The 21,772-nt window shown below is 41.4% G+C and carries 22 protein-coding genes; 14 read left to right on the top strand and 8 right to left on the bottom strand.

Annotation, left to right across the window (positions count from 1 at the left end; genetic code table 11):
* The 3 genes from QZ576_RS21390 to QZ576_RS21380 all read left to right on the top strand — a co-directional run.
* Nucleotides 1-416 (top strand): formyltransferase family protein (locus tag QZ576_RS21390; RefSeq protein ID WP_297101363.1); only part of this gene is annotated, 416 nt, incomplete at its 5' end.
* A 122-nt stretch (nucleotides 417-538) separates the two neighbouring features.
* Nucleotides 539-2,080: a cell wall metabolism sensor histidine kinase WalK gene (locus QZ576_RS21385; protein WP_297101361.1), complete on the top strand. Its 1,542-nt coding sequence runs from the start codon at nucleotides 539-541 to the stop codon at nucleotides 2,078-2,080.
* Between the two features lie 2 nt (nucleotides 2,081-2,082).
* Complete coding sequence (locus tag QZ576_RS21380; RefSeq protein ID WP_163348537.1) at nucleotides 2,083-2,772, top strand: response regulator transcription factor; 690 nt, start codon at nucleotides 2,083-2,085, stop codon at nucleotides 2,770-2,772.
* Between the two features lie 67 nt (nucleotides 2,773-2,839).
* On the opposite strand, the gene lepA is transcribed toward QZ576_RS21380, so the two are convergent.
* The 3 genes from lepA to QZ576_RS21365 all read right to left on the bottom strand — a co-directional run bounded on the left by lepA (nucleotide 2,840) and on the right by QZ576_RS21365 (nucleotide 6,358).
* Complete coding sequence (lepA, locus tag QZ576_RS21375; protein ID WP_297101357.1) at nucleotides 2,840-4,627, bottom strand: translation elongation factor 4; 1,788 nt, start codon at nucleotides 4,625-4,627, stop codon at nucleotides 2,840-2,842.
* Between the two features lie 76 nt (nucleotides 4,628-4,703).
* Nucleotides 4,704-5,204 (bottom strand): putative molybdenum carrier protein, encoded by a 501-nt coding sequence (locus tag QZ576_RS21370; RefSeq protein ID WP_297101355.1) that lies wholly within the window; start codon nucleotides 5,202-5,204, stop codon nucleotides 4,704-4,706.
* 146 nt (nucleotides 5,205-5,350) lie between these two features.
* A complete protein-coding gene (locus QZ576_RS21365) occupies nucleotides 5,351-6,358 on the bottom strand; it encodes an aldo/keto reductase (protein ID WP_297101352.1) in 1,008 nt (335 codons plus the stop codon).
* A gap of 122 nt (nucleotides 6,359-6,480) precedes the next feature.
* On the opposite strand from QZ576_RS21365, the gene deoC reads away from it, so the two are divergent.
* Together deoC and QZ576_RS21355 are read left to right on the top strand one after the other, a co-directional pair.
* Nucleotides 6,481-7,194 carry a deoxyribose-phosphate aldolase gene (gene deoC, locus QZ576_RS21360; RefSeq protein ID WP_297101348.1) on the top strand — a complete coding sequence of 238 codons (714 nt, stop codon included), beginning with the start codon at nucleotides 6,481-6,483 and terminating at the stop codon, nucleotides 7,192-7,194.
* The gene (locus QZ576_RS21355; RefSeq protein ID WP_297101345.1) at nucleotides 7,163-7,543 is read left to right on the top strand and encodes a hypothetical protein; all 381 of its coding nucleotides are present in this window, start codon (nucleotides 7,163-7,165) and stop codon (nucleotides 7,541-7,543) included. The genes deoC and QZ576_RS21355 overlap by 32 nt, the downstream gene beginning before the upstream one ends.
* Nucleotides 7,544-7,732: 189 nt before the next feature.
* On the opposite strand, the gene QZ576_RS21350 is transcribed toward QZ576_RS21355, so the two are convergent.
* The 3 genes from QZ576_RS21350 to kdsB form a co-directional block, all read right to left on the bottom strand.
* On the bottom strand, nucleotides 7,733-9,928 hold the full coding sequence (locus QZ576_RS21350; protein ID WP_297101342.1) for a phospholipase D-like domain-containing protein: 2,196 nt from the start codon (nucleotides 9,926-9,928) through the stop codon (nucleotides 7,733-7,735).
* Nucleotides 9,929-10,005: 77 nt separating this feature from the next.
* Nucleotides 10,006-10,359 (bottom strand): T9SS type A sorting domain-containing protein, encoded by a 354-nt coding sequence (locus QZ576_RS21345; protein WP_297101339.1) that lies wholly within the window; start codon nucleotides 10,357-10,359, stop codon nucleotides 10,006-10,008.
* Between the two features lie 77 nt (nucleotides 10,360-10,436).
* Nucleotides 10,437-11,171 carry a 3-deoxy-manno-octulosonate cytidylyltransferase gene (gene kdsB / locus QZ576_RS21340; protein ID WP_297101336.1) on the bottom strand — a complete coding sequence of 245 codons (735 nt, stop codon included), beginning with the start codon at nucleotides 11,169-11,171 and terminating at the stop codon, nucleotides 10,437-10,439.
* Between the two features lie 239 nt (nucleotides 11,172-11,410).
* Here kdsB and QZ576_RS21335 point away from each other — a divergent pair, with 239 nt between their 5' ends.
* From QZ576_RS21335 to secG, 4 genes are read left to right on the top strand one after another with little or no spacing between them, the layout of a single operon-like run.
* On the top strand, nucleotides 11,411-12,643 hold the full coding sequence (locus QZ576_RS21335) for a sigma-54-dependent Fis family transcriptional regulator (RefSeq protein ID WP_297101334.1): 1,233 nt from the start codon (nucleotides 11,411-11,413) through the stop codon (nucleotides 12,641-12,643).
* 3 nt (nucleotides 12,644-12,646) lie between these two features.
* Nucleotides 12,647-13,162, top strand: a complete 516-nt coding sequence (locus QZ576_RS21330) for an LptE family protein (protein WP_297101331.1) — start codon at nucleotides 12,647-12,649, stop codon at nucleotides 13,160-13,162.
* Between the two features lies 1 nt (nucleotide 13,163).
* Nucleotides 13,164-13,763 (top strand): tetratricopeptide repeat protein, encoded by a 600-nt coding sequence (locus QZ576_RS21325; protein WP_297101328.1) that lies wholly within the window; start codon nucleotides 13,164-13,166, stop codon nucleotides 13,761-13,763.
* Nucleotides 13,764-13,768: 5 nt separating this feature from the next.
* Complete coding sequence (gene secG / locus QZ576_RS21320; RefSeq protein WP_297101325.1) at nucleotides 13,769-14,134, top strand: preprotein translocase subunit SecG; 366 nt, start codon at nucleotides 13,769-13,771, stop codon at nucleotides 14,132-14,134.
* Between the two features lie 81 nt (nucleotides 14,135-14,215).
* Here the strand turns inward: secG and QZ576_RS21315 are convergent, their stop codons facing one another.
* Together QZ576_RS21315 and QZ576_RS21310 are read right to left on the bottom strand one after the other, a co-directional pair.
* Nucleotides 14,216-14,704 (bottom strand): hypothetical protein, encoded by a 489-nt coding sequence (locus QZ576_RS21315; RefSeq protein ID WP_297101321.1) that lies wholly within the window; start codon nucleotides 14,702-14,704, stop codon nucleotides 14,216-14,218.
* A gap of 192 nt (nucleotides 14,705-14,896) precedes the next feature.
* The gene (locus QZ576_RS21310) at nucleotides 14,897-15,475 is read right to left on the bottom strand and encodes a hypothetical protein (RefSeq protein ID WP_297101319.1); all 579 of its coding nucleotides are present in this window, start codon (nucleotides 15,473-15,475) and stop codon (nucleotides 14,897-14,899) included.
* A 362-nt stretch (nucleotides 15,476-15,837) separates the two neighbouring features.
* Between QZ576_RS21310 and groES the strand changes: the two genes are divergently transcribed.
* The 5 genes from groES to QZ576_RS21285 all read left to right on the top strand — a co-directional run bounded on the left by groES (nucleotide 15,838) and on the right by QZ576_RS21285 (nucleotide 21,731).
* Nucleotides 15,838-16,116 carry a co-chaperone GroES gene (gene groES, locus QZ576_RS21305; protein WP_297101316.1) on the top strand — a complete coding sequence of 93 codons (279 nt, stop codon included), beginning with the start codon at nucleotides 15,838-15,840 and terminating at the stop codon, nucleotides 16,114-16,116.
* Nucleotides 16,117-16,141: 25 nt separating this feature from the next.
* The gene (gene groL / locus QZ576_RS21300; RefSeq protein WP_297101313.1) at nucleotides 16,142-17,782 is read left to right on the top strand and encodes a chaperonin GroEL; all 1,641 of its coding nucleotides are present in this window, start codon (nucleotides 16,142-16,144) and stop codon (nucleotides 17,780-17,782) included.
* A 504-nt stretch (nucleotides 17,783-18,286) separates the two neighbouring features.
* Entirely contained in the window at nucleotides 18,287-19,621 is a 1,335-nt protein-coding gene (gdhA, locus tag QZ576_RS21295) for an NADP-specific glutamate dehydrogenase (RefSeq protein WP_297101310.1), read from the top strand.
* Nucleotides 19,622-19,894: 273 nt separating this feature from the next.
* Nucleotides 19,895-20,659 carry a TatD family hydrolase gene (locus QZ576_RS21290; protein ID WP_297101306.1) on the top strand — a complete coding sequence of 255 codons (765 nt, stop codon included), beginning with the start codon at nucleotides 19,895-19,897 and terminating at the stop codon, nucleotides 20,657-20,659.
* Between the two features lie 28 nt (nucleotides 20,660-20,687).
* Nucleotides 20,688-21,731 (top strand): asparaginase, encoded by a 1,044-nt coding sequence (locus tag QZ576_RS21285; protein ID WP_297101302.1) that lies wholly within the window; start codon nucleotides 20,688-20,690, stop codon nucleotides 21,729-21,731.
* Nucleotides 21,732-21,772 lie beyond the last annotated feature (41 nt).

Raw genomic sequence — 21,772 nt, 5'->3', positions numbered from 1 at the left:
TGGAAACCTTTGTGTTTAATCGCAACCAATTCTATAATACCAACGAAATTGTTGAAACATTAAGAAATCGTAAAGTGAATGTTATCGTGCTTGCAGGTTTTTTGTGGCTTATCCCTGATAATCTGGTCGAAAACTTCACTATTATTAATATACACCCGGCTTTGTTGCCTAAATACGGCGGTAAAGGAATGTACGGAATGAATGTGCATAAAGCGGTGGTTGAGAACCAAGAAACGCATTCGGGAATCACAATTCATTACGTAAACCAGAATTACGACGAGGGAAAAATCATCTTCCAGGCAAAATGTGAGGTGTTACCTAACGATACACCCGAGCAGGTAGCTGCAAAAGTGCACGAGCTGGAATACGAACATTACCCATCGGTAATCGAAAAAGTGATAATCGGAAATAGCTAATAAACGTCAATAATTGGCCGGAAATGTGGCGGGTTGGTTAATTAATTTTACAAATTACAATATCCTGTTAAATAATGTTAAGTGCCATATTCTCAGCAATTCAATAAAATTATCTTTGTTGCATGAGTCGTAAGATGCTAATTACATTAATTGTGTTGATGGCAGTTGTGCTGTCGGGATTGATATTGGTGCAGGGGTCGATGATCAAGTCGGCATCCGATATCAGGGAGGAGCAGTTTAACCAGTTAGTGGCTAATGCATTAGATATGGTTGCACAGCAGTTGGATCTGGAAGAACAACGAACGGCGCGCGAATATGCAAGCCGTGGAATTGTGCCGGGGCAACAGAATAATCCGAGCGAATTTACTAACGTTTTTCCACGAAATAGCTTGTCGCAGGCAACAGTAAGTTTTCAGCTTAGTTATTCGCAAGGGAACGTTTACGGGCAAATGGAAGAAAAATATAAATCGGAAATTGCCGATTCGGTAAAAGTGAGTGCCATTTCGCAAATGCAGCGATTTCTAGAAGAAAGCTTTGAGCAGGAGCGCAGGCGTCAACAATGGATACGCGATTCGAATTGGAAGAACTACGAAATTCTTTTGGAAGACCGGCCCATTGAAGAACGAATTGATTCGGCACGACTGGAGTTGTTTCTAAAAAATGCTATTGCACAAACCGACATTGATCTGGATTATAAATACGCCATTAAAAATTCAACTTTGGGAAAAGACCGTGTAATTTTTGGCGATGAAGATTACAAGCCCGGGAAAAAGAAAGAATATCCGCAGTTACTTTTTCAGAACGATTATAACGGATCGAAACCCAATTATTTAAATATTTATTTTCCGGAACGTAGAAGATATTTGGTGAAACAAACGGGTTTAACCATTATTCCAACATTTATATTAACCGGATTACTGATTGCAATTTTTGCCTACGCTTTAGTGGTTATTATGCGCCAGAAAAAGCTGTCGAACATTAAAAACGACTTTATTAATAATATGACGCACGAGTTGAAAACACCGATTTCAACCATCTCGCTGGCCAGCCAAATGTTGCAGGACGGAAGTGTTGCGAATACGCCGTCGATAATTGAACATGTTTCGAACGTAATTAACCAGGAAAGTAAACGTTTAGGATTTCAGGTGGAGAAAGTGCTGCAAATGGCTGTTTTTAACGAAGGCCGTTTGAAGTTAAAGTTCAGGGAGTTTGATGCGAACAAAATGGTAAAAACGGTAACCGCGAACTTCGAGTTGCGGGTTAACAATAAAAACGGAACACTTCATACCGAAATTTTAGCAGATAATGCACTTATTAAAGGCGACGAGGTGCATATTACAAATGTTATTTTTAACTTGCTTGACAATGCGATGAAGTACAGCAAAGATATTCCTGAGATTTGGGTAAAAACCGAAAACCGAAAAGATCAGGTTGTTATTTCCGTTCAGGATAATGGCATTGGAATTGCTAAAGAACATCAGGCGCAGATTTTTGATCGCTTTTACAGGGTGCCAACAGGAAATGTGCACGATGTAAAAGGATTCGGTCTGGGATTAAGTTATGTGAAGAAGATTATCGACCTTCACAATGGTACAATAAAAGTTGAAAGTGCTTTGAATAAAGGAACGAAATTTAAAATTTATTTCCCACAAATAAATAATTAACCATGGAACAAAAAACAAAATTACTACTGGCAGAAGACGATGAGAATTTAGGCTTATTATTAAAAGAATATTTGGTTGCAAAAGGATATGATGCTGAGCTTTATCCTGATGGTGAAGCGGCTTACAAAGGATTTATGAAAGAGCATTTCGACATTTGTGTGTTGGATGTTATGATGCCCAAAAAAGACGGATTTACACTGGCAAAAGATATACGTATTATAAATGCCGACATCCCGATTATTTTCCTGACAGCAAAAAACATGAAGGACGATGTACTGGAAGGTTTTCAGTTGGGTGCCGATGATTATATTACCAAGCCTTTTAGTATGGAAGAGCTGATTATGCGTTTGGAGGCGATTTTACGCCGTACTTCGCAAGAAGGGCAGGCCAGCGCGCAACAGGTTTTTACGTTGGGTAAATTTACTTTCGATACCCGGAAGCAAACACTTACCGAAGGTGAAAACACCGTAAAACTTACTACAAAAGAATCGGATTTGCTGAAATTGCTTTGCCAGAATGCCAACAAGGTGCTGGAACGTAATTATGCATTAAAATCGATTTGGATCGACGATAACTATTTTAATGCACGTAGTATGGATGTTTACATTACCAAACTGCGCAAACACCTGAAAGAAGAACCTACCGTTGAAATTATTAATGTACACGGAAAAGGTTATAAACTGATTGTTTGATGAAACGACATATCAAAAGAAAAGCCTGATAATTTATCAGGCTTTTCTTTTGATTTTGAATTTCTTTTTAATCCAGTTTCAATACGGCAAGGAAAGCTTTTTGAGGTACCTCAACATTACCCACTTGTTTCATTCGTTTCTTTCCTTTTTTCTGCTTCTCCAGCAGCTTCCGTTTACGCGTGATATCACCACCGTAACATTTTGCGGTTACGTCTTTTCGAACTGCTTTAACCGTTTCGCGGGCAATAATTTTTGCGCCAATAGCTGCCTGAATAGCAATATCAAACTGTTGTCTCGGAATCAGTTCTTTCAATTTTTCACACATCCGGCGACCAAAAGGATAAGCATTGTCGAAGTGAATCAGTGTCGACAGGGCATCAACCATTTCACCGTTCAATAGAATATCTAAACGTACCAGTTTTGCCGGTTTAAAACCACTCATGTGGTAATCAAACGAAGCATAACCTTTTGATATACTTTTTAGTTTGTCGTAAAAATCGAAAACGATTTCACCCAGCGGAAGATTAAATACCAGTTCGGCACGCTCAGAAGTCAGGTAATTCTGGCTGACCAGTTCGCCACGTTTATCAAGACACAAAGTCATTACCGGCCCGATAAATTCCGAAGCTGTAATAATGTTTGCCCTGATGTATGGTTCATCAATCTCGTCAACGGTTGTTGATGCCGGCATTCCCGAAGGATTATAAACCGTCAATTCGCTTCCATCGGTTAAGTGAGCTTTATACGAAACGTTGGGAACGGTTGTAATTACGTTCATATCGAACTCGCGCTCCAGACGCTCCTGGATAATTTCCATGTGCAAAAGCCCAAGGAAACCGCATCGGAATCCAAATCCAAGTGCAGCTGACGATTCCGGCTCGAAAGTCAAGGATGCATCGTTCAACTGCAGTTTGTCCATTGCCGCACGAAGATCTTCGTAATCGTCGGCATCAATAGGGTAAACTCCGGCAAAAACCATTGGTTTCACCTCTTCGAAACCTTCAATGGCTTTATCGCACGGATTCTCAACGTGAGTAATCGTATCACCTACTTTTACCTCTTTCGCAGTTTTAATACCCGAAATAATGTAACCCACATCGCCGGGCCCTAAAACATCACGCGGTTGCAGACCTAGTTTAAGTACACCTACTTCGTCGGCATCGTATTGTTTGCCGGTGGCCACAAATTTCACCAGGTCTTTTTTGCGAATTTCACCATTCTGAATTTTGAAATAGGCAATAATTCCACGAAACGAGTTAAAAACCGAATCGAAAATCAGGGCCTGCAGCGGTGCTTTCGGATCGCCTTTTGGGTGTGGTATTTTATAAATAATATGATCGAGAATTTCCTGAACGCCTTCTCCTGTTTTTCCACTGGCTCGAATAATATCTTCGCGATCGCAACCAATTAGGTCGATGATTTGATCTTCAACAACTTCGGGCATAGCATTTGGAAGGTCCATTTTATTCAACACCGGAATAATTTCCAGGTCGTGTTCAATGGCCAGGTATAAATTCGAGATGGTTTGCGCCTGAATTCCCTGGGTAGCGTCGATAATTAGTAATGCGCCCTCGCACGCTGCAATCGATCTCGAAACTTCGTACGAAAAATCCACGTGTCCCGGAGTATCAATCAGGTTTAATTTATAGGGTTCACCATCATGCACATAATCCATTTGTATGGCATGACTTTTAATAGTGATACCACGTTCCTGTTCCAGCTCCATACTATCGAGCACCTGGGCGTGCATTTGGCGTTCGTTAACCGTCTTGGTAAATTCCAGCAGGCGGTCTGCCAATGTACTCTTTCCGTGATCGATGTGTGCAATGATGCAAAAGTTTCTAATTTTCTCCATTTACTACCTCTTAACAACCATTCAATTAAATGGTTCCTTCTATTTTGCGCAAAGATATTTTATTTTTTGATATAAATCAGGGCTGGTTCACCGATGCCGATGATTTAATTTTTACAATGAGTTCGGTAATAAATCGGTAGGTTAGCGGGTAGGCGTTCATCCACTCGCTTTCGCGGGGGCCGGCAACATTTAGCGTGTTTATATTATTAAGAATAAGCCACGGAATTAAGTGCGAAGGATTTGCATCAGGACGTACTATTCGGAGTGGTTTCTGTTGTTCGTAAGCGAACTGTTGTGTAAGCAGTGTTCCGCCTTTTAAATCTTCAGAAACTACTATTAAAGTTCCGTCAGACTCGGTGACATTTTTTCGGGTTCTGACAGCATAGTCTTCCTGGGGCAGCTCTTTTAGTGGATACTTTGCTGCAATTTCGCCGTCTTCAGCTTTCCGGTTTTTAGGGCACCAGCCGCCACACGGGAAGGAATAATGCAGGCAAGCATCTAAAACTGCACGATCTACTCCGGTTTGTCCTCCGGAAATTAGTTTTTGGCACGGTATTTGTATTTTATTTGTCGTCATGAAAACAATTAAACTGAGTACAATTTATTGTATTCAGCGGATAGATTAGAAACAAAATACTTCACAGCAATATGCTGTTTTTTCATAAGTTTGGTTTAGTTAGGTTTAGTTTGAATCCCGGTAGCAGAGGCGCCGGGATTTTTCTTTTATGACTCTTTTTGTTTGTAATATTCAACCCGGCCGGTTGCGGCAATTCCTTTTACTTTCTCCACCAGCGCCAGTCTTTCAGCTTCCGAATATTTTGTAAATGCACGAGCTAACGCGATTTTTTCGCGCATAAAGGTGGCATTCTCATTTCCCGAAATTAATGTTGCTACAGGAAGCGACCATACAAAATACATGGCTTCTTTAATGCTCAAATTGTCAGGAATAACCGGGTTGTCGGTCGACCAGTTAAATCGTTCTTTATTGGCAAAAAACCTTCCTGCTGCCAACGATTTCATGGCCAATACACCAATATTTCTGTCCAGTGCTTTCTGAAAAACATTTTCAGCAAAACTATAGTAGGTCTGATCCAGAACGTTTACCGGCATTTGTACTGCATCGAATATATCGGAGTCTTCAGTTCTTTCCAGCATCCGTGTGTGTGCATAAGGATTTTGGTGACCGGTAAATCCGAGGTATCTGATCTTTCCTTCCTGCTTGGCTTTTAACAGATAATCTAAAACGCCGGCTTTAATTCTTCCGTCAACATCGTCGGGCGAAGCAATGGCGTGCACCTGGTACAAGTCGATCTGGTCAACCTTTAACCTTCGTAACGATCCCTCCAAATGTTCCTGTACTGTTTTGGCATCTTGTCCGGTTGATTTTGTCATCAGAAAAATCAGGTCGCGGTACTTTGGTGTAAGAAATTTCCCGTAACGCTCTTCGCTGGTGCCTTGCGAATAACTTTCGGCGGTGTCGAAAAAACGAACGCCACCTTCGAGTGCTGCTTCCACAACTTCCTGCGCATCGCGTTCAGTGGTCCAGCCCACGTGGTAGCCACCGGTACCGAGCATGGTTACCTGTTCGCCGGTTCTTCCTAATTTTCGTTTCGGCAATATTTCGCCAAGTCTGTCGCGCGTTTCCTGGTTGGCTGCAAACGAACCTGAAGCCAGGCTGATTCCGGCAGTTGCACCGGCTAACGATTTCAAAAATGATCTTCTGTTGGTCATAGTAATTAATTTTACGGTCTATCTGTTTAATACTTATTATTTGAAAAAAGGTTCTCTGCTAAATATGTCGCACATCCCCGGCATATTTTGTAAATTTACCTTATAACTAAAAACCAATTAAAATGGCTAGTGTTCAACAGCTTGCAAAAATGATCGATCATTCGATCCTGCACCCCACTATGACTGATTACGATTTGGAACGAGAGTGCGCCGTTGCGGCAAAGTATAATGTGGCATCGGTTTGTGTAAAACCATACGCGGTAAAACAGGCTAAGCAGCTTTTAAAAGATACGGAGGTAACGGTTGGTTGTGTTATCGGTTTCCCGGCCGGAAATTCAGCAATTGAAGTAAAAGCTTTTGAAGCAGAAACCGCTTGTAAAGACGGGGCTGTTGAGATTGATATGGTAATAAATATCGGGAAAGCTTTGCAGGGCGATTGGGAATATATTGAACTTGAAATTGGCACAGTGGTAAAAGCCTGTCATAACAACGGGGCGATTGTAAAGGTGATTTTCGAAACCGACTACATCGAGAATAAATTAGACATTAAAAAGCTGTGCGAGATATGTACAGAAGTGGGGGCCGATTACGTAAAAACGTCTTCCGGTTTTGGTTTTGTAAAAGGCGCTGATGGCCGATATTCGTACATGGGAGCCACCATTGAAAACCTAAGACTGATGCGCGAAAGCAGCGGGCCAAACGTAAAAATAAAAGCTGCCGGAGGAGTGCGCACACTCGATGCTTTGCTGGCGGTGCGTGAAGCAGGTTGCTCACGTTGTGGAGCCACCGCAACAGTGGCTATTCTTGAGGAAGCAAAATCGCGTTTCGGCGGATAAGCGATTACTGGCTGGTAAGCGTTATCGTTTTGTCGAAGAACAATCATCGCGGATGTGCGGCGGAAGTTCCAATCTGCCGGATTTCATTTCTCTTGTCTGCGGGAACATTTCCGGGGCACCGGATATCGTTTTTCTTGAGTGCGGCAGTATTTCCAGGTCACCGGAAATTAGTTTTCTTGTCTTCGTGAGTATTTCCGGGTTGCCGGATATTAGTTTTCCCGATTGCGGCGGTATTTCCGGGGCGCCGGATTTCGTTTTTCTTGTTTGCGGGACGATTTCCGGCACGCCGGATTTTATTACTCTCAAGTGCGGGAGGGGTGTTATTCAGTACTTTATGAATGTTTTCTGAACTATTTGTAATTCCCGCGTATCCCTGAAAGAATAAAAGGTTTAGTCCTTATCTGATTGGAAGTTTTCCATTCTTTTTTTAGTGATGAAATGAAAAGTCCGGGGCTGCATATAATTATATGCAGCCCCGGACTTTATTTGTTCTTTTCAACAAGAATGGTTGTGCTTAATTGCCGGCTAAACGCACGTTCTATTTTTTCAAAATCTTATACGTGTTATAATCGCCGTTGCTTAATTCTACTTTCAGCAGAAAAAGTCCGGTTAAATGGTGGGGCAGATTAAATTCTGCCGTGTTTTCATTGGGATGCAATTCATCAATTTTTGCACCGGTGCTATTGTACACCGAAATGCGCGAGATTGTTTTGTCGGCATTAATCATCAATCTTCCCTGGGTTGGATTTGGAAAAACCTTAACAGAACCTGATTCTATAAGCTGTGCCGAGAGTACCAATGTTCCGTCGTTTTGTTTGAAACGATAAACAAATTGTTGGTAATACAGGTTGGCAATATCCGCATCGTAAATAATGAGCGTATTTTCGTCGTTGCGGTCGTTCGCCGAGCTACTCCAGTTGTGGCTACCGGTTATTATCTGCGGATCTGAATCCGGATTGTTCGCGTCAATCAATGCCATTTTATGGTGAAGCTGACCTGCTGCATCGTCAAAAATGTACTTTTTAGCGGGCAGTGTATTGCCCAGAATATTATTTACTGTTTCGGTGTTGTCGCTCTCTGATTCGGTGATTACATTTACATCCACCCCACGGTCGTAAGCATCTGTTATGGTATTGGCCAAATCGGAGCGTGTGATCAACATGGTTTCAATATCGAGGGTGTGGTCTGCTGTATTAATTGCATTTATCAACTGCTGGTTGGTGTTGTCTGACGGACTGAAATAACAGGCAATCAATTTATCGCCCACCTGAATTTGGTGCGGAGTGTTATTGATCTTTGCATCACCAAATTTTGCATTTCCGGCATCGGGTTGGTCACCGTCGCTTCCCCACATTTCTTCAAATTCAACTTCGTAAACTTTTGCCAGCGACTGGTCTTGAATAAAGATCATATTGTTGCTGTCGTAAGTTAACTGGTTTGGGGTTAAGTTTGTCGATCCTGACCAAACCCAGGCTGCATTAGCGTTTGTTGAGTTGGCATCGAAAATGACAAATTTGTTGTGCATAATTCCGCCTTCCGTTAGTTCAGGACGTTCAAGAACCGGAATATTAGCATTTAAATCGGAAACGCTTGCGTGAGTTGTTGATTCGCAAGTGATAAAACGAATTGCAACTCCACGGTCGTAGGCTGCATTCAGCGCATCTGAAATTTTTGAATTGTCGATATTGTAAATACAGAAATCAATCGATTCATTGGCTCGGTTGATATAGGCAGCCAGCGTGTCGGCCATAAAATCATCAATATAAGAGGCGACAGTTGGGTTGGCGTAACTGTCATCAATTTCGGTGTTGAAGTACACTTTTATGTCGCCCGACGAATTTGAATTACTTACAAAAGCACTGATTGCAGAGAATGCAGTGTCGCCTTCGCTTACTGAAAAAGCCTGCACATAAACGATCTCCGAATTTTGCAAACCGGTGATTTGTGCCTGGTGTATGTATTCTTCATTAGAAACTGTCGATTCACCATTGATATGATTTGTTAAAGCAGATTCTTCCATGCTCGCTCCGTATCGTATTTCAGAGGTGCCATCGGTGTCGGTGTTCCACTCGACCGTAATCGAACTGGTTGTGGTTTCAATTGCTTCAAGTGCAGAGGTAAGTTGAATGCTGGTGTTGAAAATGAAATCATCGGCATCCCGGGGAAGCAATTGATAGGTTGTGCTGTATTGCGAGCAAATGGCAACCAGGTCGAATGTTCCGGTTGGAATTGCCTCGCCAACAAGCGGGCTGCTTGAGTTTATTCTCAGCACTCCTGTACTTGTGCCATCAGTAAAATTGTAATTGGCATTACTACCAAATTGCCCACTGGCATTTTCAAATTCAACATTATTTATCCGAATCAATTCGGCCTCGTAATCTTCGCTAATATCGCTTATGCTTATTAATTGCGGTTCAGGCATTGGTAATCCCGATGCCAGAACAGAAAAGTCGGCAACCGGATTTATTTCCAGTAAATTGTTGTAATCGTCGAGCTCGCCGGTAACGGTAATCGAGTCTCCGCGTTGCACATTGGCCAGGTCGGTATCGTAGATGCCAATTCCGCCGGTATTGTCCTGAATATATCTGATGGCGCCCAGTTCAGGGCCGTTGGTTACTATTCCCGAAACCGTAACTCTTGCCCTAATCGGTTCCTGGCGTGCGTCGTAAATACTTGTTTGAGCGAATAATTCAACGCTTATAAATAGAAATAGAATGAATGTAGAGATCTTCACAACTTATAATTTAATTTTCAGGTGAAAGTAAATATTACAGTTGTAAAATACAGGAGAAAAGGAAAATTGTTCAAAAATTAATTCCTCGAGATCATCAGCTTCTTTACCGTTCGTTTGTTGTCGGTTGTTGAGATTTGAATCAGATAAATTCCGTTTGGAATATCGTTAAGTTGCAGTTGTATTTTTGAAGTCGGGAATGTGTATTCTTTCAAATAAACCTGTTTTCCTGCAATATTAGTGAGACGAATTTCATTGATCTCTTTCGTTGAAAAGTCAACGGTAACCTTGTTGTTTTTACAAGGATTCGGGTAAATTTTTACCTCTGTTTTTGTTAGTTCTTCTTCATTTTGTAATGAAGTAAATCCGGTGTCTTGTGCAAAAGACGCGGAAGCGATAAATAATGTAAATAAGACAAGTATAATATATTTCATGGCCGAACTATTTAATTGTTTTCCTAAGTATGTGCAGCAAATAACATGCCCATTTATACTATAACGACAGGAAAAAATTAAAACAGTTGCAAAGCGCCTTCTAAATCTTCGGGAGTATCAATTCCGATGGTGGCAGATGTTGTTTCTGCGGTTTTTATTTTGTAGCCATTTTCGAGCCAGCGCAGCTGTTCCAACGATTCGGCCAGCTCCAGTTTTCCCTGCTCCAACTGTGTGATTTTTTGCAGTACCTCGGCTTTAAAAGCATACATTCCAATATGGCACCAGTATTCATGTTTGTTTACCCAGTTCTTGTTTTCTTCTCCGCGGAAATACGGAATAGGCGAGCGGCTAAAATACAGGGCGAAATTGTTTTTGTCGAGCACCACTTTTGGGCGGTTCGGATTAAAAAGTTCTTCTTCCGAATCTACTTTTTTTACCAGTGTTGCAATTTCTGTTTCGCTTTCAAAACACGACTTAATCAACTCAATTTGTTCCGGTTTTACAAAAGGCTCGTCACCCTGAATATTTACCACAATGTCGACGGGGCGGTTTTTAGCAATTTTTAATGCGGCCTCAGCACAACGGTCGGTGCCACTTTGGTGCGTAGGAAGTGTTTTTACCACTTCGCCTCCAAATGCTTTTACCGCTTCGAAAATACGATCGTCGTCGGTGGCAACACAAACATACGGAAGTGCTTTCGATGCATTTTCGTACACCCACTGAATCATGGGTTTGTCCTTGATTTTTGCCAGTGGTTTTCCCGGAAATCGTGATGATTGATAACGAGCTGGTATAATTCCAATGAAGTTCATTCTTCTCTTTTAATTTCGTTTACAGTCTGTTTTGCGAACAATTTGTCAGAAATATTTACCGACGCATCAAAGATAATAATCGCTTAAGATATAAGCTGCATTGCGCAGAAAATATATTGGAACGGGATTTGCAAAACACTACCGGATGTTGAAAAACCCTAAAAAAACTTAATTGTGACTGACTTTCTGTCATTGCCTTCGAAAAATTGTAAATTTGCAAGTTGTTGACTGAATAAATTATGGATATACAAGCAATAAAACAAAGATTTGGAATAATAGGAAACACCGCCGGAATTAACCGGGCCATTGAAGTTGCCGTTCAGGTGGCACCAACCGATTTGTCGGTTTTGGTAACCGGTGAAAGTGGTGTTGGTAAAGAAATATTCCCACAAATAATACATCAGTTCTCGAGCCGTAAACACGGAAAATATATTGCCGTAAACTGCGGAGCTATTCCCGAGGGAACAATCGATTCGGAGTTGTTCGGACACGAAAAAGGTGCATTTACCGGAGCGCTTGCCGACCGGAAAGGATATTTCCAGGAAGCTGACGGCGGAACCATATTTTTGGATGAGATTGGAGAGTTGCCTCTTTCGACCCAGGTGCGTTTGCTGCGTGTGTTGGAAACGGGCGAATTTATGAAGGTAGGTTCGTCTCAGGTGATAAAAACCAATGTACGCGTAATTGCTGCAACCAATGTAAATATTCCGAAAGCAATTGAAGAGGGAAAATTCCGCGAGGATTTGTATTATCGTTTAAATACGGTGCCAATTACGATTCCGCCCTTACGCGAACGCCCCGACGATGTTATTTTGCTGTTTCGGAAGTTTGCGCGCGATTTTGCCGAAAAATACCGAATGCCACCTGTGCGTTTGGAAGATGATGCCCGAACTGTTTTGGTTAGTTTTCGCTGGCCGGGAAACATTCGTCAGTTAAAGAATATTACCGAGCAGATTTCGATAATTGAGCAGGAACGCGATATCTCAGCAGATGCGCTGCGCCCGTATTTGCCGGTTAGCGGAGGAGCAAATTTGCCGGCTTTGCTGGCCCGCGAAGAAGATAATAAATCGTTTGCCAACGAGCGCGAAATTTTGTACAAAGTGCTGTTCGATATGAAGAGCGATATGAACGATCTGAAAAAGCTGGTGCTCGATTTAATGGAAAACCGCGAAGCCCCAATTTCAGGTGACCAGGCTCAAATAATCCGGAATTTGTACAATACCGACGACGGTAATTTTGTGGCAAAAGACCATGCTCCGAATCCGATACATATTACCTCGGTTGATAAAGATAATATTCAGGATACGGAGGAATTTGTGGAAGAATCGCTTTCTTTGGCCGATAAAGAAATTGAGTTGATTCAGAAAGCGCTGGAGAAACACCGCGGGAAAAGAAAATATGCCGCTCAGGAATTGGGAATTTCGGAACGGACACTCTACCGCAAAATTAAAGAATACGATATTAAGGGATAAAATATGTTGCGAAAACTATTATTTGTTGCCGTTTTGGCGGGGTTGGTAGCCCTTGTTGCACCATCGTGTAAAGTTAGTTACTCATTTACCGGAGCTAACTTGTCGCCCGAAGTAAAAACATTTACGGTATATTATTTCCCTAACCGTGCGCGTTTGATCAACCCAACGTTGAGCCAGAGTTTTACCGAAGAATTGCGCGAGAAATTAACGCGGCAAACTTCGTTAAACGAACTGTCGGAAAGTGGTGATCTGGAATTTGAAGGGCAGATTACGGGATACGAATTCCGTCCGATGTCGATACAAAAAGAGGATGAGTCGGCACAAACGCGACTTACCATTACAATTAACGTGAAGTACACCAATAATAAAGTGCCCGAAGAAAATTTCGAAAAGTCGTTCTCGGCGTACGAGGATTTTGATAGTAATCTTTCCATCAGTTCGGTGGAAGAGGAATTGAGCGCCGAAATTATTGAAAAACTGACCGAGGATATTTTTAACGCCACAATTGCAAACTGGTAGTATGGAGAGGGAACAGTTTCTGACTTATATAAATACATCGAAATCGCTGAATGGAGCATCGTTGGATGAGGTGAAAAAACTCACTGTCGATTTTCCGTGGTTTTCAGGAGGATGGCTGTTGTATTTAAAGAACCTGAAGAATCTGGGACATTCGGATTATGAAGCTGTTTTGAAAAAAGTGGCAGTTATGGTTCCCGACCGAAAAGTGCTCTTTAAATATTTGAATGATGAGCAGCCTGAAAAACGACAGGCAGTTACTGAAAAAGATGCCCCGGCAGGGTATCGTCTCGAAGGAGATGTTGAGCTACAATCGGAAACTTCGTTGATTGATAAATTTTTGTCGACCGACAGCACACGATTGCGAACTTCAAAATTGAATCCGGACCACAATGGAAACGGCAGCGATAAAGCACTTATTGATCAGTCGGTACAGGAAGATGAAGAACTGGTTACCGAAACTTTGGCGTCGATTTATTTTCAGCAAAAGAACTTTGATAAAGCTTTGGATGCCTATAAAAAATTAAGTTTGAAATATCCGGAAAAAAGTGTTTACTTTGCAGGCCGTATTGAAGAAATTGAATTGTTAAAGAATAATAACTAAAAAAGATGTATACTTTAATCACCGTTTTACTATTTATCGTTTGTATCCTTTTGGTACTGATTGTTTTGGTACAAAACTCAAAAGGTGGAGGTTTGGCAAGTAATTTCCAGTCTTCAGGCCAGGTTATGGGCGTACGAAAAACAACCGATTTCCTTGAAAAAGGAACATGGTTTTTGGCAGGAGCATTGTTATTCCTTTCTGTTGTTGGTGCTGGTTTTATTCCACGCGAACAAGCAGGAACCGACGAAAGTCGTGTTCAGGAACAAATTGAAACAGCTGTTGATCCTACTCAGGTACCAACATTCCCAACAACTCCTCCGGCTGCAACTGAGCAAACTCCGGCTGCCGACGATGAAGGTGGTGAGAACTAGGATATCACAAAAAACGACATATAAAAAAGCCGATCAGTTTTGATCGGCTTTTTTTATGCTTGAAATTCTCAACGTTCAATATTATTCTTCAGGGATGTTAGGGGTAGTTGCTCTTCCTGTAATATCATCAATTATCAGGATGATATATTTTTCTTTCCTGAAATAGAACTGCCGCGTTGAAAACTGCAGGTCTTTCATTTCGCGTTCACCATGCTTGTTAAAAAACGGGCGCCTGATATGTTGTTTGTACACCACAGTGTTGTTGAGGTACGAATCGAAAGCCGCCAGCCTCAACTCGCAGGTGCAGCATTTTGTGGTCTTTCCGCAATCTTTTGCTTCTTCAATTTGGTAGGCGCACCCAATTGCTTCGCCACAAAGCATGTATAAAAGGTCCTCGTCGGTTTTGTTAGAGAAGATCGTTTTCAACGCGTTATTAAACGCCTGTAACCGCATGTCTTTATCGAGCAGTAACACACAGCTGGTAATGTTGTCAAGGACCAGATTCATAAACTCGCCCGATTCGGCAAGCATGTCGAAGCTGTGATTGGCCATTGTTTTTTTTGATTGCATATTCGTACTGTTTGGTGTATTGTTGTTAAAAGTACAAAAAAAGATATTGAAAATCAATGTGTAAGGATTTTTAGTGTGCTGGTAGTTTGTCGTTCGGAGCGTACAATAAAAGCGCGAATAGCCGGGCATTCTGCAGATTGTTATGTTGAATGCTCAGCTATTTTAAGTCACACTATTTTCTTGATGCAATTTCTATAAGGTAAATCGTGGAGAAGTATATTCACTCTCTATAATTAATGGAATTTCAAATTGTGCGTCGGATGAAAGATCGAAGTTGGCCAGGCCATTAATTTCAATCGAAATCAGATAACGCGGATTTTCATTTAACCGGTTAATTAGCGGAGCCAGAACATCATCCAATTCTAATGAATGTGTATCGCCGCTCAAAAATTTGCCGGCCTGCAATAAATCTACCGAGTGGATTTGCTGGTAATCGTCGTCGCCTTGTGTTTTGAATGAAATTACAAGCTGAAGCTCTTCAATTGTTTCATTGTTTTGCAGCGCCTCAAACGAAAGGGTTGAGCCCACTCCCGGATTGATATGAACAACATCGCCGGGGCAATCTTTAATATCATCGCTGTAACCCAAACAGAAAACTCCAATGCCATCAAAATGATATGTTTCTGTTGATTCACTGAGGCTGACTAAATAAGATTCTGTTGGAATATCGACGATCATTTTGGTTTCGGTTGTGTAGTCGGTGTTTGCATCGTCGCAAGCAAACAGAGATAGGAGAAGTACCCCCAACAAAAATAAATTTCTGAGTTTCATGGCTTCTTGTTTTAAGTGTTATAACACCAGGGTACTTTGGCTCGTGTTTTCCGACTTTAATAAGTACGAATAAAGTTAGTGAATAGTTGCGAAAAGAAGAAGAAAAAGACAATAGAGTATTAAATAAAGGTGATAGCATGATTACTTTATTATCGCTGCCACCATGGCAGAAAATCTGACAAGTGTATAACTATCAGAAAACCAGCGAGAAGTGCGTGGTGGTTGAGGTGTATTGAAGGTCTTCGATGTAATTTTGTCCTTAATTTGCAGACCTTTAAAGCTTTTTATCGATTGGCATAAAATATGATACTGAAAGTGCGTTAAAACGAAAAAAATATTTAATCATAAAAAACTAAAACAAAATGGCAGATTTAAAAGGTAAAATTCTTGCTGGCAAGATCCTGGTTCAACCACAGGCGGCAGAAGAAAAAACAGTGAGTGGAATCATTATTCCTGATTCAGCAAAAGAAAAACCACAGGTTGGTACAATAGTATTAGTTGGAGCGGATAAAAAAGATGAGCCAATGGAATTGAAAGTTGGCGACATTGTTTTTTACGGAAAATACTCAGGTACTGAGTTGAACATTGATGGAGTAGATTATTTATTAATGTCGCAATCTGACGTTTTATACATTAACTAATTTCAAAAAGTAAAAATCAGAAAAGATGGCTAAAGAAATTAAATTCGATATTGAAGCACGCGATTTGCTTAAAAGTGGTGTTGATCAACTGGCTAACGCCGTAAAAGTTACTTTAGGACCAAAAGGTCGTAACGTAGTTATTGAGAAAAAATTTGGTGCACCACAAATTACTAAAGACGGTGTAACTGTTGCAAAAGAAATTGAGTTAAGCGACGCATACGAAAATATGGGTGCACAAATGGTAAAAGAAGTAGCTTCAAAAACCGGTGACGACGCTGGTGACGGTACTACTACTGCAACTGTTTTGGCACAATCGATCGTTAATGTTGGTTTGAAAAACGTTACTGCGGGTGCAAATCCAATGGACCTGAAACGTGGTATCGACAAAGCTGTTGCTGCTGTTGTTGCAAGCATTCAGGAACAAGCTCAAACAATTGGCGACGATTACGCAAAAATCGAATCAGTTGCTAAAATTTCGGCTAACAACGACGGTGTTATCGGATCGTTGATTGCTGAGGCAATGAAAAAAGTACACAAAGAAGGTGTTATCACAATCGAAGAAGCAAAAGGTACTGATACTTACGTTGACGTAGTTGAAGGTATGCAATTCGACCGTGGTTACCTTTCTCCATATTTTGTAACCGACGCAGAAAAAATGGTTGCAGAATTAGATAATCCTTTCATCCTGATCCACGACAAAAAGATCAGCACAATGAAAGATCTTCTTCCTGTTTTGGAAGCTACAGCTCAAACAGGTCGTCCGTTGATGATCATTTCTGAAGATGTAGACGGAGAAGCATTGGCAACTTTGGTTGTTAACCGTTTGCGTGGTTCGTTAAAAGTATGTGCTGTTAAAGCTCCTGGTTTTGGCGACCGCAGAAAAGAAATGTTGGAAGACATTGCAATCCTGACTGGTGGTACTGTAATTACCGAAGAAAAAGGTATGAAACTGGAGCAGGCTACTATCGAGATGTTGGGTCAGTGCGAAAAAATTACTGTTGACAAAGAAAATACAACTGTAGTTAACGGTGCCGGTGCACAAGAAGCTATTGCTGCTCGTGTTAACCAGATCAAAACTCAGATGGAAACTACAACTTCTGATTACGACAAAGAAAAACTGCAAGAGCGTTTGGCTAAATTAGCCGGTGGTGTTGCTGTTATCTACGTTGGTGCTGCTTCAGAAGTAGAAATGAAAGAGAAAAAAGACCGCGTTGACGATGCATTGCACGCAACCCGCGCTGCTGTTGAAGAAGGAATTGTTCCTGGTGGTGGTGTTGCTTTGGTTCGTGCTATTGCAGCATTGGAAGATCTTAAGGGCGAGAACGACGACGAAACAACAGGTGTTGAAATCGTGAAACGTGCCATCGAAGAGCCATTGCGTCAGATTGTAGCAAACGCTGGTAAAGAAGGTGCAGTTGTTGTTCAAAACGTAAAAGACGGCGAAGGCGACTATGGTTACAACGCTCGTATCGATGAGTACCAGAAACTTTACGAAGCTGGTGTTATCGATCCTGCAAAAGTAACTCGTGTTGCACTTGAAAACGCTGCTTCGATTGCCGGAATGTTCTTAACTACCGAAACAGTAATTGTTGAAGAGAAAGAAGATGCTCCTGCTATGCCTCCAATGGGTGGCGGTATGCCAGGTGGCATGGGCGGTATGATGTAAAAATCAGCTCAGAAAAATATAGAAAGCTCTTCCCGTTTGGGAGGAGCTTTTTTTTTGTCCAAAATCCAGGTTGCTACCTTATAAATTGTGGTTGGCTGATTCATTCATTATATATGTGTATAAAACGAAACCATTTTTTTGATACTTTGATAGAAAAATCAGTTTTTAAATTACAAGCACCAAAGTTTCTGAAATACAATAGTTAAGAATTTGAAGTTTGGATGTGAATATGCTTACAATTGCCTGTTTTTGAGGTGTTTCGGGGAATGATGTCAGGAATACTGACTTCCGTCACACAGTGTTTTTTAACATCTTTTTATTGGTGCTTAAAGTGCTGTAAATCAGTGGTTAAAGAATTTGGGTAAATCTTCAGAAAAGCTTGTAATTTATTTTTTTACTTCTCTACCTTTGCCAAACAATCATTTTTTGATTGCAAAAGCTCATAAATGAATATGATTTTTAATGGGGCAGCCGCACGTTGGTTGTCATCTAATTTTTAACCTTATGAAAACAGATATAAATGAATTCATCGCGAATTTGGAGCACAGAACTCCGGGGGAAAATGAATTTCACCAGGCGGTAGAAGAAGTAATTGGTTCGGTTTGGGATTTCTACGAAAAGAATCCACGATACCAGCGTGCCAAAATTTTGGAGCGTATGGTTGAGCCCGAGCGGGTAATTATGTTCCGTGTGCCTTGGGTCGATGATCGGGGAGAGGTGCAAATAAACCGTGGTTACCGTGTTGAGTTTAACTCGGCGCTGGGGCCATACAAAGGCGGTTTACGATTTCATGCCAGTGTAACCCTGAGTATTCTGAAGTTTTTAGGATTCGAACAAACGTTTAAAAATAGCCTTACCACTTTGCCAATGGGCGGCGGAAAAGGCGGGTCGGATTTTAGTCCGAAAGGAAAAAGTGATGGCGAGATCATGCGTTTTTGCCAGAGTTTTATGACCGAGTTGTATCGTCACATTGGGCCACACACCGATGTTCCTGCAGGAGATATTGGCGTTGGCGGACGCGAAATCGGTTATTTATTCGGACAATATAAACGAATTAAAAACGAATTCACCGGAGTGCTTACCGGAAAAGGTTTGGCCTGGGGAGGAAGTTTGATTCGTCCGGAAGCCACTGGTTTTGGTGCGGTGTATTTTGCACAGCACATGTTGCACCGAATTGGAAAAGACATTGAAGGGCAAACAATTTCTGTGTCAGGATTTGGAAACGTTGCCTGGGGAGCCATCTCAAAAATTAATGAGTTAGGTGGAAAGGTTGTAACTATTTCCGGACCGGATGGATACATTTATGATAAAAATGGAATTAGTGGCGATAAAATTGAATACCTGTTGGAATTACGCGCCACCAATAATGATATCGTTTCTCCATACGCTGAAGAATTCGATGCCGAATTTGTTGCCGGAAAACGCCCGTGGGAAGTGCCGGTTGATTTGGCAATGCCTTGTGCTACTGAAAACGAAGTTGGCCTGGAAGATGCAAAAGAACTGGCTAAAAATGGTTGTAAACTGTTGGCCGAAGCATCGAACATGGGATGCACGGCCGATGCGGTCGACTTTTTAAGCGAGGCAATGGATTATGCTCCTGGTAAAGCGGTTAACGCAGGAGGTGTTGCAGTTTCCGGATTGGAAATGTCGCAAAACAGTATGCGAATTAACTGGCCACGCGAAGAAGTGGACGAACGCTTAAAAGGAATTATGAAAGCAATTCACGAAACGTGCGTAAGTTATGGCTCAAAAGGAAATAAGGTTGACTATGTAAAAGGAGCCAATGTTGGCGGTTTTGTTAAAGTAGCCGAAGCAATGTTGGCGCAGGGAGTTGTATAGTCTGGTTAAGAATTACTTAATATTGATACTATAAAAGCATCCGTTCGGATTTCGGGCGGATGTTTTATTTAACCTGCAATTCAGCAATGCTTTCACCGCGGAAAGTGAAAATTTAATTTTTAGGTAAAGTTGAAAAGGGGGTAAGGAACAAACACTTTTTTACTTTTGTCTGCAATTAAGGTTTAATTGTCTGATTTCGCAGACCATTAATAGTGATAAATAAAGGATAGATAGAAAAACAGGCAACAGTTAGCTTAAGGTAAAAGTACCTAGATGTTAATAGATACGCATTCTCACATATATTCAGAAGATTTTATTCACGATCGGGACGAAGCATTAAAGCGGGCTGATGAGAGTGGAATTAAAAAGATAATTCTGCCGAACATCGATTCCGGCTCGATAAAACATATGCTCGATCTGGCCGGGGCTTATCCAAATTTATGTTTTCCGCTTATTGGTTTGCATCCAACTTCGGTAGAAGAAGATTACGAAGAGGAGTTGGAGGCTATTGAATACTGGTTGCAACGACGCAAATTTTATGGTATTGGCGAGATTGGTATCGATCTGTACTGGGAGAGCAAATACGAACAGGAGCAAAAAGAAGCTTTCCGTTACCAGATACGATTAGCAAAAAAGTTAGACCTGCCCATTGTTATCCATGTGCGCAAATCTTTCGATCAGACTTACGAAATTGTAAAAGAAGAGCAAGACGGAACACTGCGTGGTGTTTTCCATTGTTTTAGCGGAACGGTTGAGGAAGCACAGAAGATAACAGAACTGGGATTTTTGCTCGGTATCGGCGGTGTTGTTACCTTTAAAAACAGCGACCTCGAAGAAGTAATCAAAGAAATCGATCCGCATCATCTTGTTCTCGAAACCGATTCGCCTTACCTGGCACCGGTTCCCAAAAGAGGTAAACGCAACGAGAGTTCCTACCTTATTCATGTCGCGCAGAAAGTGGCCGATGTTTACCGTTTACCACTCACTCGCATTGCCGAAATTACCACCACGAATGCCCGTAATTTATTCGGAATTTGATAACTTGCAGCCTTAATAAAAAACTGCAATGACCACGAGGACTGCAAAAAAGACTTCTATATTAATAATATATACCGGAGGTACCATTGGTATGGTTCAGGATGCCAAAAATGGTGCCTTGAAACCGGTGAAGTTTGATAAAATTCAGGAGGTGGTTCCTGAGTTGAAGAAGTTCGATTTTATTATTAAGACCATCACTTTTAATCCGGCTCTCGATTCTTCGAACATGAATCCGATTTCGTGGATTAAAATTGCCAAAACTATCGAGCGTCATTATAATGCATACGATGGTTTTGTAGTGCTGCACGGTACCGATACTATGGCTTACACTGCTTCGGCGCTAAGTTATATGTTCGAAAATCTCGACAAGCCAATCATTTTAACCGGATCGCAATTGCCGATCGGTGTAATCCGTACCGACGGAAAGGAAAACCTGATAACAGCAGTTGAAATTGCCGCCGGAAAAGTTCAGGGAGAATGTATGGTGCCCGAAGTGTGTATTTATTTTGATTTTAAATTATACCGCGGAAACCGCACTTTAAAACGCGATGCCGAATTATTTAGCGCCTTTCGTTCGGTAAATTATCCGGCTTTGGCGGTTGCCGGTATCGACATAAAATACAGCATCGAGTTTATCCATTATCCTGAAAATAAGGGGATTTTAAAAGTAAATACCGATTTTGACGACAACGTGGTTATCCTGAAAATATTTCCCGGGATCAATCAAAACGTTTTTAATTCGGTAATGAATACGCCCGGGTTAAAAGGTGTTGTACTCGAAACTTTTGGTTCGGGCAACGTACCTACATCGCGGTGGTTGATAAACGCAATTAAGCGCGCCATAAAGCGCGGAATTGTGGTTTTGAACGTTACGCAGTGCCAGGGAGGAAAGGTTGTTATGGGGCAGTATCAAACAAGTGTTGAGCTACTTAACGCCGGAGTTGTTTCGGCAAAAGATATGACCACCGAAGCCGCAGTTACCAAGTTGATGTTTTTGCTCGGGCAAGGCCTTAAACCGGACGAAATCAAAATGTACCTCAATAAAAGTCTGCGCGGGGAAATTAGTGAATAGCAAAGTTTTTTTTTCACAATTTTTTATTAATTTGCAGCCCT

Origin of the sequence: uncultured Draconibacterium sp. (assembly GCF_913060805.1) — a bacterium.
In the GTDB taxonomy this organism is placed as follows: domain Bacteria; phylum Bacteroidota; class Bacteroidia; order Bacteroidales; family Prolixibacteraceae; genus Draconibacterium.
The sequence above is the reverse complement of the archived record's forward strand: the minus strand, read 5'-3'. Positions and strand labels throughout refer to the sequence as shown.